Origin of the sequence: Brevibacterium aurantiacum, assembly GCF_007558825.1 — a bacterium.
Classification (GTDB): Bacteria; Actinomycetota; Actinomycetes; order Actinomycetales; family Brevibacteriaceae; genus Brevibacterium; species Brevibacterium aurantiacum_A.
In genome coordinates, this window is the sequence record NZ_VLTK01000001.1 from 390,984 (window position 1) to 403,305 (window position 12,322).

12 protein-coding genes are annotated in these 12,322 nt (G+C 64.2%); 5 read left to right on the top strand and 7 right to left on the bottom strand.

Annotated elements, in window-relative coordinates; all coding sequences use genetic code 11:
• Positions 1-287: 287 nt before the first annotated feature.
• Positions 288-1,493: a CobW family GTP-binding protein gene (locus tag FO013_RS01820; RefSeq protein ID WP_143920850.1), complete on the bottom strand. Its 1,206-nt coding sequence runs from the start codon at positions 1,491-1,493 to the stop codon at positions 288-290.
• A 133-nt stretch (positions 1,494-1,626) separates the two neighbouring features.
• On the opposite strand from FO013_RS01820, the gene FO013_RS01825 reads away from it, so the two are divergent.
• Complete coding sequence (locus FO013_RS01825; protein WP_186292955.1) at positions 1,627-2,040, top strand: Fur family transcriptional regulator; 414 nt, start codon at positions 1,627-1,629, stop codon at positions 2,038-2,040.
• 13 nt (positions 2,041-2,053) lie between these two features.
• On the opposite strand, the gene FO013_RS01830 is transcribed toward FO013_RS01825, so the two are convergent.
• Positions 2,054-3,094: a GTP-binding protein gene (locus FO013_RS01830; protein WP_143920852.1), complete on the bottom strand. Its 1,041-nt coding sequence runs from the start codon at positions 3,092-3,094 to the stop codon at positions 2,054-2,056.
• 68 nt (positions 3,095-3,162) lie between these two features.
• On the opposite strand from FO013_RS01830, the gene ykgO reads away from it, so the two are divergent.
• A complete protein-coding gene (gene ykgO / locus FO013_RS01835; protein ID WP_009884304.1) occupies positions 3,163-3,285 on the top strand; it encodes a type B 50S ribosomal protein L36 in 123 nt (40 codons plus the stop codon).
• Here ykgO and FO013_RS01840 read toward each other — a convergent pair.
• Positions 3,276-3,917, bottom strand: a complete 642-nt coding sequence (locus tag FO013_RS01840; protein ID WP_143920853.1) for a molybdenum cofactor guanylyltransferase — start codon at positions 3,915-3,917, stop codon at positions 3,276-3,278. The genes ykgO and FO013_RS01840 overlap by 10 nt on opposite strands.
• A gap of 195 nt (positions 3,918-4,112) precedes the next feature.
• Between FO013_RS01840 and FO013_RS01845 the strand changes: the two genes are divergently transcribed.
• Positions 4,113-5,837 carry an amidase gene (locus tag FO013_RS01845; protein ID WP_143920854.1) on the top strand — a complete coding sequence of 575 codons (1,725 nt, stop codon included), beginning with the start codon at positions 4,113-4,115 and terminating at the stop codon, positions 5,835-5,837.
• Positions 5,838-5,845: 8 nt separating this feature from the next.
• Here FO013_RS01845 and FO013_RS01850 read toward each other — a convergent pair whose 3' ends face one another.
• On the bottom strand, positions 5,846-6,454 hold the full coding sequence (locus FO013_RS01850; protein WP_143920855.1) for a TetR/AcrR family transcriptional regulator: 609 nt from the start codon (positions 6,452-6,454) through the stop codon (positions 5,846-5,848).
• Between the two features lie 2 nt (positions 6,455-6,456).
• The gene (locus FO013_RS01855; RefSeq protein WP_143920856.1) at positions 6,457-7,710 is read right to left on the bottom strand and encodes a glycosyltransferase; all 1,254 of its coding nucleotides are present in this window, start codon (positions 7,708-7,710) and stop codon (positions 6,457-6,459) included.
• A 160-nt stretch (positions 7,711-7,870) separates the two neighbouring features.
• On the opposite strand from FO013_RS01855, the gene FO013_RS01860 reads away from it, so the two are divergent.
• Together FO013_RS01860 and FO013_RS01865 are read left to right on the top strand one after the other, a co-directional pair.
• A complete protein-coding gene (locus FO013_RS01860) occupies positions 7,871-8,644 on the top strand; it encodes an isocitrate lyase/PEP mutase family protein (protein WP_143920857.1) in 774 nt (257 codons plus the stop codon).
• A gap of 74 nt (positions 8,645-8,718) precedes the next feature.
• Entirely contained in the window at positions 8,719-9,480 is a 762-nt protein-coding gene (locus FO013_RS01865; RefSeq protein ID WP_143920858.1) for a VOC family protein, read from the top strand.
• 35 nt (positions 9,481-9,515) lie between these two features.
• On the opposite strand, the gene FO013_RS01870 is transcribed toward FO013_RS01865, so the two are convergent.
• Positions 9,516-11,639 (bottom strand): RecQ family ATP-dependent DNA helicase, encoded by a 2,124-nt coding sequence (locus tag FO013_RS01870; protein WP_143920859.1) that lies wholly within the window; start codon positions 11,637-11,639, stop codon positions 9,516-9,518.
• A 49-nt stretch (positions 11,640-11,688) separates the two neighbouring features.
• Positions 11,689-12,168, bottom strand: coding sequence for a hypothetical protein (locus FO013_RS01875; protein WP_143920860.1), 480 nt, complete (start codon positions 12,166-12,168; stop codon positions 11,689-11,691).
• Positions 12,169-12,322 lie beyond the last annotated feature (154 nt).

Consider the following 12,322-nt stretch of genomic DNA (forward strand, 5'->3'; position numbering starts at 1 on the left):
GGAGCTGCGGATGGGTGATCGGGTGATTTTATGGAGCGGTGTCGGCGGGGATGGTCCGGGCGAGGGTGGAACGAGTTCAGTCTTTCAGGCCGGGCTGGTCGACGCGTCCCCCGAAAGTTGTCTTCTTCCTCCCCCAAAAGGCTGAGTGAGGCATGGGAGGTCGGTCATGATTCGATCATATGAGCGCAGCAGTCTGCAGGCGCGGGTGTTTTCCTCCGTCTTGGATTCCGGAAATACCACAATCGTGAGCGTGACGGGCTTCGGCGCAGATCGGCGCCTCACTGCGTTCAGCTGTGCAGGCGTACGTAGTGGCGGAGTCTCTCCACTCCGTTCGTGCCTCCGTCACTGAGAAGCGCGGCCTTCAGCTGCGCCCTGACAGCTGCTTCGTCGAAGGACTCGCCGATGACGACCAGCGCGCTGTCCCAGCGCTCCTCCTGCGGTGCGGCAGTTGACTGCGGTGCGGCTTCTGATTGCGGTTCGACTGTCGATTGCCGTGCGGCTGTCAACTGCGGCGCAACCGCCGACACATAGACATTCGGGCCTACCGCCTGGAGCCCATAGCGCCTGCTTCCGGCCCTGTCGTCGATAAGGATCGAGCCCTTCACCCGGTAGACCCCGGCAGGCAGGTCCTCAAGGAAGTCCAGCACGGCACCAGCATCGACAGAACCGCTGCCAGTGATCGTCACCGACTGTGCGTGATGGTGGACGGGGGCGCTCTCGCCTTCACCGTCGAGGCCCTCCTGAGCGGCCTCGGCGTAGGCCTGTCGGATGAGTTCCCGGATCGGAAGTTCCGCTTGGATGGGCTCTGCGCTTGCGCCTGCATCCCTGGTTGAGCTGTCACCCGACCGTGTTCCGTCGCCGCCTCGTTCGGCCCCTGAGCCGGGGTCGAAGATCAGCGCCGGGTCGAGACGGCCGTAGCTGGTGCCGACGACGAGGAGTCGCGGATTACGCTGATGGGCCCGTTCCCGGATCGCAGCGACAGCCGTGTCCCGGTCCGCGGCGGGGAGCTGATCGAGCTTGTTGACAAGTACCAGGGTCGTCGCCGCGTAGCGCATCGGCGGTGCGGTTTCGGTGTCGACCGTGGCGGCATGCATGGTGGCGTCGACGACGTCGATGACTCCGCCGAGGTGGAAGCGGTGGTGGCCCATGCGGGTGACCATCCGTGCCAGTGTCAGCGGTTCGGCGAAACCGCTGGCTTCGACGATGATGGCGTCGAGACGCAGCCGAGGTTTCGCCAGTGCGGTGAGTGCGTCTTCGAGCGAAGTGTCATCATCAAGGCAGCAGATGCATCCGCCCGAGATGGAGAAGGGCTCATCGACCTGCCCGACGACGAGGCCCGCGTCGATGTTGAGGTCGCCGAAGTCATTGACGACGACGCCGATGCGCGCATCGGGGTGGCGCAGCAGGTGATTGAGGAGACTTGTCTTTCCCGCACCCAGGTAGCCGGTCAGGAGGATCACCGGGACGGCTCCTGCCGACTGATTCCTGTTCACATCTCCTCCACATCTGCCATCGGGACGCTCGTCATCCGCTAATGGTAACGTTTTTCATTAGTACCGGAACATATCAACATATGCGCATATGCTCACAGGACCAACTGCGCTGCACAGTCGGAGGCACAAGGACATGACGGCGGAAGAACCCAAGAAGACCCGCAGCACGGCCCAGAAGGTCGTGATCCGCTCCGCACTCGAGAGCGAGAAGCGCTTCGTTTCTGCCCAACAGCTCCACCGGAGGCTTGAAGATCAGGGTCATACAGTCGGGCTGGCAACCGTCTATCGGCAGCTCAACGCCCTGAGCGAATCCGGTCACGCCGATTCCATCACCATTGCCGAGAAGCAGCTGTTCCGCGCCTGCGGTCAGGACGAACACCACCATCATCTGGTGTGCGAAAACTGCGGCAAGGCCGTCGAGATCGAACCGCCCAGCGAGGACTGGATGAGCACCACCGCCAGAGTTCATGGATTCGAAGTCACCCGACACATGTTCGAGATCTTCGGACTCTGCGCTGAGTGTGCCGCATCTGCCCAGAGCAGATAGCGACCCCGTAGAATCACATCGTCGCCGTGCTCCAGTCCGGGAATCGGTCTGGGAAGCCCGCCCAGACTATCGGCCCGGCCGCCAACTCCGCATCACTGAGGGCAGCATTGTCGAGGACCCGTCGCAGCAAGGGTTCATCGATCCCGATACCGACAAACGCCACGTCCTGACCAAATGCCAGGACCTCGCCATCGGCACCGAGCCTGTCATCGAGCGCCAGGGGTGAGAGCGTGAAGAACCCTCCCACCTGGTCCCATTGGCCGGTGATGTGCGGTCGGGTAGCCAAACGGGCGAAACCGGCCGAACGCAGAATCCGACCGCAATGCCCCTGGAAGAGGCACGAGGTCAGTGCCTGGTGAAGTCGTCCGGGATGGAACGGCCGCAGCTGCTCGTATCGGCACGCCACGACCCCACGCGAATGGAACTTCGGCCTGAACTCTCCATTGAGGATCGAGACCCAGCCCGCATCCGGCACCCGCTTCGCAAATGGCCGACGCCCCTCGCCATGGACGTGGTCGGAATCGGCAATGAGGCACTGGTCAGCACTCGGAGCCAGATGGCTGAGCAGCGCGGCAGCCTGCTCGAGTTCCGCGGACTCCAGCACCCCTGAATTGACGATCGCGATCGTTGAAGAGAACTCGATCTGACTCACGAGCAGCTCCGCCCTCGCAGCGAGGATACCGCCCTCGCCCTCGCCGCCCATGGCCGGTAAGCCGACATAGTCCGGGGACCCTATATCGACGAGCATGTGCCCGACATCGAGTACGCAGACAAGGTCGATGAGGCGCGTGTCCGCACCGGCTGCATTGAGTGATCCCACGATCTCCATCACTGGCGTCTCGAAGGGATACTCCAGCACGATGCCATGTACCTGAGATGCTCTGCGGAGGAGGTCGACCGTGCGGTCCACCACTTCGACACCCTCGGCGGTCTGTTCCGCGGGAACGAGGACGAATCCGCGCACCGCAGCCAGACGCCTGGCGTAGCTGCGCCGCTCCTCCACGCACATGCCCGTCACGGCGATCACATCGACGTCGGCCTCAATCTTCGGCATTGGCTTCCTTCCCTCGAAGAACCTAGTATTAACGTTAATAATACTCGTTCTCAATAAGGAGTTCAGCAATGAAGGTCAGAAATTCTCTGCGTTCGCTTAAGAATCAGCCGGGGGCGCAGGTCGTTCGCAGGCGTGGCCGCGTCTTCGTCATCAACAAGAAGAACCCCCGCTTCAAGGCCCGTCAGGGCTGATCGGGTCGCACGCCCCCGTCGAACCGGGCGTGGATGCGCTCGAGATCGGCGGCCGTGTCGAAGTCGGCCACGACGCTCGGTTCCACGTCGACGAGGGTCGGTTCGAGGCCGGCGAACAGGAGCCTCACCGCACCATCGACGGGGTCCGGGATGGATTCCACTCGCGCGAGCAGCAGGGCCGTGGGCCAGGCGGCGCACAGGAACTGTGTCTTTCCGCGATCATCCGTGCCCGTGGCCGGAAGCCCAGCCCGTCGGCAGGCAGCCATCAGCTCGCCGAGGTGGCCCGCCGTGATCAGCGGCATGTCCCCTGCCAGCACCAAGGTCACATCCGCGGACTCACCAGCGCCGGTTGCGCTCTCACTCGCCCGAACTGCGGAACACGCCGCTGCGATCCCGGCCAAGGGACCGGCGAAGACCGGTTCCTCACGAATCGCATGCACGGATTCCGTCTCCGCCTGTGACAGCCCGTCGGTCGGCCCGGCCACCCACACCTCGGCGAGGGGGTCGACGGTGCGAACGGTGCCCAGGATTCGAGAGATCACCGTGACACCGCCCAACTCGACTGCGGGCTTGTGGACGCCGCCGAATCGGTTCGAGCGGCCTCCGCTGAGTATGATCGCCCTGATCGACATGCCCCGATCCTACGCGCGAGGACATCGTGATCCAACGCGCGAAGACATCAGCGACAACGGGATTCGCACAACATTTCCGGTCCAGGTGAGCAATACTGTGAGACATCACCAGTTCATGGCGGGCTGCATCCAGCGGGGCATCGTCGACCCGGCGAAGGCGCCCGTTCGCACCGGAATTGCACGGAGGAATCGAGAATGACGAAGTTCGATGTTGTCGAAGCATCCATCGCCTCACTGCGACAGGCGCTCGAGGACGGGACCGCCACCTCGGTGGGGCTCGTCGAGTCCTACCGCGCTCGCATCGCCGCCTTCGACGGGCCGGACACCGGCACGAAGTTGAACTCTGTGATCGTTGCCAACCCGGATGCTCTCGCCGAGGCGGCCGCCGCCGACGAACGACGTGCCCACGGCCAGACGCGAGGGCCCCTCGACGGGATCCCGTATACCGCGAAGGACAGCTACATGGTGACCGGGCTGAGCGTGGCCGCCGGTTCCCCCGCTTTCGCCGAACTCATCGCGCAGAAGGATGCCTTCACCGTCGAACGCCTCCGCGGCGCCGGTGCCATCTGCTTGGGGCTGACCAATATGCCCCCGATGGCCAACGGCGGCATGCAGCGTGGTCTCTACGGCCGGGCCGAAAGCCCCTATAGCGCGCAGTGGCTGACCAGCGCCTTCGCCTCCGGCTCGTCGAACGGCTCCGGTACCGCGACAACCGCGAGCTTCGCCGCCTTCGGTCTCGGCGAGGAGACCTGGTCCTCGGGACGAGCCCCTGCCTCACACAACGCACTCATCGCCTACACCCCCTCCCGCGGAGTCATCTCCGTGCGCGGCAATTGGTCTCTGGTGCCCACGATGGACGTCGTCGTCCCCCATACTCGGTCGATGGCCGACCTGTGCGAGGTCCTCGACATCATCGTCGCCGACGACACCGAGACTCGTGGCGACTTCTGGCGAGTCCAACCCTGGGTCGAGATTCCCGCCGCTTCTGCCATCCGGCCCGATTCCTATGCCGCGCTGCTTCCAGCCGATGATGAAGCGGCTCGTTCGACTCTGGCCGGCAGACGCTTCGGCATCCCGAAGATGTACATCAATGCCGACCCCGAGGCCGGAACGAACCCCGATGGCGGCATCGGCGGGCCCACGGGACAGCAGGTCGAAACCCGGGCCTCGGTGATCGCCGCGTGGGAGGATGCCCGCCGTGATCTTGAGGCCGCCGGTGCCGAGGTCGTCGAGACCGATTTCCCAGTCGTCAGCAACTACGAGGGCGATCGACCCGGTGCTCCGACTATCAGGACGCGCGGCATCGTCAGCACCGACTACCTCGATCGGGAGATCAACGACCTCTCCGCGTGGGCCTGGGACGATTTCCTGGCCGCCAACGATGATCCGAACCTGTCCTCCCTCGCCGAGGTGGACGGGACGAGGATCTTCCCCCACCCGGACGGCGCTCTGCCGGATCGCTACACCGGGTTCGACGATGACATCGCCGAATACCCGCAGCTGTCCAAGGATCGCCCCTACACCTCGGTGACGGAGATCCCCGATCTCGAAGACGGCATCCGAGGCCTCGAGGTGACTCGTCGGATCGACCTCGAAGAGTGGATGGACGCCAACGGCCTCGACGCGGTCGTCTACCCGGCGATGGCCGATGTGGGACCGGCCGATATGGATGTAGACGAGGCCTCAGCGGACCTCGGGTGGCGCAACGGCACCTGGGTCGCCAACGGCAACCTGGTGCCACGGCATCTGGGCATCCCCTCGGTGACGGTGCCCATGGGCACAATGGCCGACACCGGGATTCCCATCGGGTTGACGATCTCAGGCCGCGGCTGGGATGACTCGAAGCTCATCGAACTCGCTGCGGCGTTCGAAGCCACCGGTGATCGACGTGAGGAGCCGCCGCGGACGCCGAGGCTGTGAGTGAGAGCTCAGAGGTCCTCGGAGTCGAGAATCCCGGCCACTGCCGCAATGATCACCGCAGTCGCATAGTCTTCGTCCGCACCGTGGCCCGCCTCGCAGACCGGACCTGACCGGCCAGCATCTTCGACGATGACGGCTGCCGACTCCTCGAGCCGTGCCGCCGTTCGGGCATGTCTGGCGACGAGTTCGAGCAGCACCGCGATGGCGGAGTATTTCCGTCCTGCCGGGGCCGGATGTGCGGCCAGCAGACCGAAGGCCTCGTCCATCACCTCGGCGATGCCGGGTCCCATCGTCTCCGGCAGCACCCCCGTCGACAGCCAGGGATGCGCGCGGTGGAGAGCGAATATTCCGGCGGCGAATGCGGACAGATCGGCCCGCCAGGAACCCATTGCCTCAGCTGCGGTCCGTTCAGCCAGCACCTCGTCGATCATGAGAGCGACGAGTCCGTTCCTGTCCTCGACGTGCCGATAGAGGGCGGCTGGCGCACTCCCGATCTCTGCAGCCAGAGCCCGCATCGTGACCTGCGGCAGGCTCGTCCGGTCAGCCAAGGCGATGGCCGCTCGTGCGATGCCCACCCGGTCCATGCGAGCGGGCCTGCCCACCTTCCCCTCAGTCACTGTCACCCTCCTGCCCTTGGTGTGGAACGCTCGGCGATCCAGCCTCGCAGTGACAGGGTGCTCTCGCCCTGTTCGTGCTCGGATCGTTCCAGCGACTTCGCTATCGTGGTCGCGGCTCGGAGTATCTCTCCCGACCCGGTCACCGACTCCACGTTGGAGTGCAGTCCGCTGGGAGTCACTCTGCGATTGCTCAATGCCGGTGCTGCGACTCCGAGCCGTGCGGCGGTCCGCGCCCAGAAGAACTGATCCGTGTGCTGAGGGAATGGGACGCTCGGAATTCCGGCACGCAGGCAGGCCGCGGTGATTCCCGCACCGGCCTGGTGGATCGCGGTCGCAACCTGCGGCAGCAGCCAGGAGTGGGGCACCTGGCCCGCGGTGACAACCCGGCCGGGCGCCGCCTCGGCGAGGTTGGGACCGGCCGCACCTTGGACGATGACACGATGGCGGGTCGAGGACACGAACTCGGACAGCGCATCCGCGGTTCGGCCGCCCTCTGGAACGCTGCCCATGGTCACGAGCACGGGCGGGGGCCCGCCGGCGAGAAAGTCTGCGAGTTCGGTCGGTGCGGTCCACTCTTCATCGTCGACCGGCCACCAGAAGCCGTCGAGGCTCATGTGCTGAGGCCAATCGCCCGGGCGCGGAAAGATGACGGGGCTGATGCCATGGTGGACGGGCACCGCGGCTCGTGCTCGTTCGTTCAGGGTTGTGGTGAACTTCTTCGCGGGCAAGCCCAGCTGTCCCCGGACCCATGCCACTGCAGGGACGTAGGGCGCGGGTACTCTCTGCACCACGCGTCCGATCGGACGGTTGAGAAGGGGTCCGAAGTCGATCGCCGAAGCGATCATCGGCGGATAGGCCCGACTCGGCCTCGAGGGCTGGAGCAGTGCTTCGGCAGATGGGATGCCGAGCGCTTCAGCGATGTCGTGGCCGTAGGGCGAAATGGGGTTGGTGAGCACTACGTCGACGGCGCCTGCGCGTACTGCCATGAGGGCGGCTTCAGCGTGGTCCATCATGTAGCCGCGCAGGTGATCGAGGTATCCCCGTACACCCGGGCCAGCGTCTCCATCCACGGACGGAGGAGGCGTGAGGGCAGCTGTGTATCGTGCTGCGGCGCACCCGGACCGCTCCACAGCCGCCGCATAGTCGTCATGGACGACCATGGTGACACTGTGCCCGTCGGCAATGAGGTCCACGGCGATTCTGATCGCCGGTGAAACGTCGCCCCAGGAACCCGGGGCCAGAATGAGCACCTTCATGGCCCTCCTCAATCGGTCCGCGTGCCGGAGTCTTATTTTGTGTACATTGTTCACTAAATAATATCAGAGCCCCGATCACTGTGTGAACAAGTCTGAAACCTTCGGGTGAACTCGCCAGATTACTGGATCGTAGCCAGCAATCGGTGGAACAGTAATGGACATGACCGATTTCTCTGTTCTTGCCGAACGTGCATCCGCTCTGCTCGAAGCCCATCATCAGGATCGTCCGATCGTCCTGCCGACAGTGTGGGATGCCTGGTCAGCCCAGGCCATGGTCAATGCCGGATTCGAGGCGCTGAGCATCGGCTCCCATCCTCTCGCCGACTCCGTGGGCTCCGCGGACAGCGAGACCATGAGCCTCAGCCAGGCGCTGGCGGGGATCGCCCGCGTGTGCGGCTCTGTGGATGTGCCGGTCAGCGCCGATCTGGAATCCGGCTACGACACTGCGGCGCCGGATCTCATCGCCGGGCTCCTCGAGGCCGGCGCTGTGGGCGTCAACATCGAGGACACCGTCCACAGCGAAGGACGACTGCGCAGCGCCGAGGAGCACGCCGAGTACATCGGCGACCTGCGTCGCGCCGCTGACGCGCAACGGGTGCACGTGGTCATCAATGCCCGCACCGATGTGTTCAAGAATCCCGATGATTTCGAGGATCCCACCGCCGAGGCGATCCGACGCCTCAACCTGTGCGCCGAGGCCGGTGCGGATTCCGTCTATCCCGTCAGGCTGCCGAACACCGAGACTCTCAAAACCGTACTGTCGCAGGTGAGACTGCCGCTGAACGTCACCGCCCACCCGGTCAAGGGTGCCGTGCCAGACGAGCTCGACCTCTCTCAGCTGCAGGACCTCGGGGTGAAGCGTGTGACCTTCGGGCCTCTGCTGCAAGCCACGATGTATGACTACTTCGCCAAGTTCACCAGGAACTGGCACTGACGACAACCGCTGATTCCGCGGCCATCGACCACAGCCACTGAGCAGAACGCCAACCGCAATGATGAGGAGCCGCAATGCCTGAGAATCTCCGTGAAGGACAGCCTGTCTGGATCGATTACACCTGCCACGACTTCGAGTCCACGACGAAGTTCTACTCCGAGATATTCGGGTGGAAGTTCGAGGATCAGGGACCTGATTTCGGCCACTACAACATGATCACAAAGGACGGAGCAGTTGTCGGCGGCGCTATGCGTGCCATGAACATGGACGGCACTCCGAACCCGATGATCCCGGCGATGTGGACGACCTACCTTCACACCGACGACATCGCGAACACCTATGCGGCAGCACTCGCCGCGGGTGCGGCCCCCATCGCCGAACCGATGTCGGTCGGACCCCTGGGACAGATGGCTGTCATCACCGATCCCACCGGTGCCGGTGTGGGCATGTGGCAGCCCGGCGAGTTCACCGGGTTCGACACCCCGCTCACCCCCGGGACTCCGGTGTGGTTCGAGCTCATGACGCGCAACTATCCTCTCGCGCAGGAGTTCTATCGCACCGTCTTCTCCTTCGATATCGTGGCGATGGAGGGGTTCCCGTATTCGACACATGGCGCCGATGAGAACGCTGTGGCCGGCATCTGCGACGCCAGCGAATGGACCCAGGTGTCCTTCTGGCGTGACTACATCAACGTCGAGGACACCGATGCCACCGCAACCAGGGTGGCCGAACTCGGCGGCAAGGTGCTCGCCGGTCCCGAAGATTCACCGTATGGCCGCATCGCCACCGTCACCGATCCGGAAGGGGCGACGTTCCAGCTCCAGCAGAATCCGTGAGTACTCACGCCTGAGGTCGATTCCGTCAGCGGGCGTCAGCCCCGCAGAGCGAGTGCGAACGGCAGTACCGCAGTTGCCCCCGCCTGCCTGAGCAGACGTGCCCCGATCGCCATCGTCCACCGTGAGACAACCTCGTCGTCGACGAGAAGCACCGCCTTTCCGGCCACTGCCTCTTCGACCTCGGGCGGGACGACGAACGCATCGTAGAGATCCTTCACCCGGAAGGCACTGTTGACCTCGGGGCTGCCGTGGTCATGAACCTGCAACAGCTCTCCCCCATCGATGAGTCGTCCTGCGGAGGCCAGATTCGCCGCCAAGGATCTCACTGTCGCGGGCCTGCGCGCGCTTGGCACCGAGACGACGACTTCAGGGCGGATTGCCCAGTCCCATTGGGCCAGGACCTCAAGGCACCATTTCCCGATCTGTGCGGGCACTTCGGCATCGGGAGCGTCCGGTGCGAGGAATGATCGCAGAGTCTGCCCCTGACCCAGATCGCTGAGCCGTGCGATGGCTCGGCCCTCGGCCGCCAACTCTCCCGCCGGGATTCGGCCTTTGAGCGGGACTCCGATGTTGGCCATGCCGCTGGGCCAGGTGCTGCGCGGGTCGATGGGCAGGCCGACGCGATGCAGAGTTCCTGCCGTTGCCTGCCTGTTCTCGTCCGAGATCTCGGCCGACCACCACATTCCGGCACAGTTGTCGCAGCGTCCGCAGGGTGTGGGCTCGGGGTCATCAAGTTGGCGAATGAGGAATTCCATTCGGCATTCGCCAGTGGACTCGTAGTCGAGCATCGCCTGCGCCTCAGCAGCGCGCACGGCCGCGACCTTCTCATATCGTTCCCGGTCGTAGGTCCAACCTCGGCCAGTCGAGATGTAACCGCCCTTGATCTTGGTCACGGCGTCTTCGACTTCGAGGGTCTTCAGCAGCAGCTGCAGCCGGGTGCGTTTGGTCCCGACCAGCGTCTCCAAGCGAGCCACGGACAGGGGGCCGTCCGCCTCGGCGAGGGACTGAAGCACGGCATTCGCGTCGGACTGATTGGGCATCGAGGCGGTGGCGAAGTAGTTCCAGATCTCCTGGTCCTCAGCACCGGGCAGGAGCAGGACATCCGCGGAATCCGTGGCACGACCGGCACGACCAACCTGCTGGTAATAGGCGACGGCAGATGATGGCGCACCAACGTGGATGACGAAGCCGAGGTCCGGTTTGTCGAACCCCATTCCCAGCGCAGAGGTGGCCACGAGCGCCTTGATCTGGTTGTCTTTGAGCTGGTGCTCAAGCTCTGCCCGCTCCTCAGCATCGGTGCGGCCGGTGTAGGCATGGACCTCGTAACCCCGGTCCCGCAGAATTCTGGTGATGTCTTCGGCCGCGCTGACCGTGAGTGTATAGATGATTCCCGAACCGGTGAAATCACCGAGGTGGGAACACAGCCATGCGATGCGCGCGCTTGCATCGAGTCCGGGTTGGACCCCGAGCCGGAGGGAGTCACGGGCGAGCTCGCCGCGCACGACAGTGGTGTCGTGGCCGAGCTGTTCGGCGACATCGGTGACGACGCGGGAGTTGGCGGTGGCTGTTGTGGCGAGGACAGGGGTGTTGCCCGGCAGTTCGGCCAGGATGTGTCCGATCCGCCTGTAGTCGGGACGGAAATCATGGCCCCAGTCGGAGATGCAGTGCGCCTCGTCGACGACGATGAGACCAAGAAAGGCCAGGAGTTGGGGCAGGACCTCGTCTCGGAACTGCGGGTTATTCAGCCGCTCTGGCGAGACGAGCAGAACGTCGAGGCTGCCGGCCCTGAGATCGTCGAGGACAGTGTCCCACTCGGTGACGTTGGAGGAATTGAGGCTGGCTGCGCGAACCCCGGCGCGCTGCGCGGCGGCGATCTGGTCGCGCATCAGGGCCAACAGCGGGGAGATGATGAGGCTGGGACCAGTGCCAGCCGCACGAAGCATTCTGGTCGCCACGAAGTACACGGCCGACTTGCCCCACCCGGTTCGCTGGACCACGAGGACCCTCTTCTTCTCCACGACCAGATCGCGGATCGATTCGAGCTGGCCGTCCCGGAACTGCGCTTCGGGATTCGCAGTGAGCTCGGCCAGGATGCGCTGAGCCTGAACGGCGAATTCGTCGGCGTCGATGGTCGTTGCCCTCGGGGTGGATTCGGTCATGGGCACAGTCTAGATGTCGCCGCTGACGCAGCCGCCCAGCCCTGATCCATCACCTCAGAGCGAGTTCGATGCCCAAGGTGGCGAGCACGCCGAACAGCACACCCCACAGGATGATCGAGATGATCTGCCAGAAGGCCACAGCGTTGCGGTCGGCACCGAATCCGACCATGGCCATCGAGGTGATCTGCGAAGGCAGCAGGGTCTGGCCGAGCAGGGAGACGCCGGGGACGCCGAACTTGTCGAACATGCGCTTGAGCCGCTGCCGCTTCGGGGAGGATTCAGCGTCTTTGCCATTGTTCTTCGTCGCTTTGTCCCGGATAGCTCCGGCACCGTAGACGACCGCGAGCATCGAGACCACGTTTCCGATGATGGCCATCATGATCGCGACGACCGGATTCAGGCCGATAGCGACACCGATGACGGCACCGAAGTAGGACTCGACGAAGGGAATCGCGGAGACGAGGATGATGCCTGCCCATTGCAGCCAGTCGGGGATCGATCCGGCGAATTCCTGGATGCTTTCGATCATTTTGGGCTCCATTCTCATTGGTTCGGAGTCTCTGTCGATGCGCTGCATGCCAGGGTCATAGTCGATCTCGACTCAACGACCCAACCTTCTGGCACAGCGTGCTAGTACGTTGTACTATACAGAAGACAGCTATGATGCGCGAGGCCGAGAGGAG

Excerpts from the sequence above, each read along its gene's own strand:
- FO013_RS01830 (WP_143920852.1), bottom strand. The coding sequence starts at position 3,094 with ATGCCGAAGATTGAGGCCGACGTCGATGTGATCGCCGTGACGGGCATG.
- FO013_RS01855 (WP_143920856.1), bottom strand. The coding sequence starts at position 7,710 with ATGAAGGTGCTCATTCTGGCCCCGGGTTCCTGGGGCGACGTTTCACCG.
- ykgO (WP_009884304.1), top strand. The coding sequence starts at position 3,163 with ATGAAGGTCAGAAATTCTCTGCGTTCGCTTAAGAATCAGCCGGGGGCG.
- FO013_RS01870 (WP_143920859.1), bottom strand. The coding sequence starts at position 11,639 with ATGACCGAATCCACCCCGAGGGCAACGACCATCGACGCCGACGAATTC.
- FO013_RS01860 (WP_143920857.1), top strand. The coding sequence starts at position 7,871 with ATGACCGATTTCTCTGTTCTTGCCGAACGTGCATCCGCTCTGCTCGAA.
- FO013_RS01825 (WP_186292955.1), top strand. The coding sequence starts at position 1,627 with ATGACGGCGGAAGAACCCAAGAAGACCCGCAGCACGGCCCAGAAGGTC.
- FO013_RS01865 (WP_143920858.1), top strand. The coding sequence starts at position 8,719 with ATGCCTGAGAATCTCCGTGAAGGACAGCCTGTCTGGATCGATTACACC.
- FO013_RS01845 (WP_143920854.1), top strand. The coding sequence starts at position 4,113 with ATGACGAAGTTCGATGTTGTCGAAGCATCCATCGCCTCACTGCGACAG.
- FO013_RS01875 (WP_143920860.1), bottom strand. The coding sequence starts at position 12,168 with ATGATCGAAAGCATCCAGGAATTCGCCGGATCGATCCCCGACTGGCTG.
- FO013_RS01840 (WP_143920853.1), bottom strand. The coding sequence starts at position 3,917 with ATGTCGATCAGGGCGATCATACTCAGCGGAGGCCGCTCGAACCGATTC.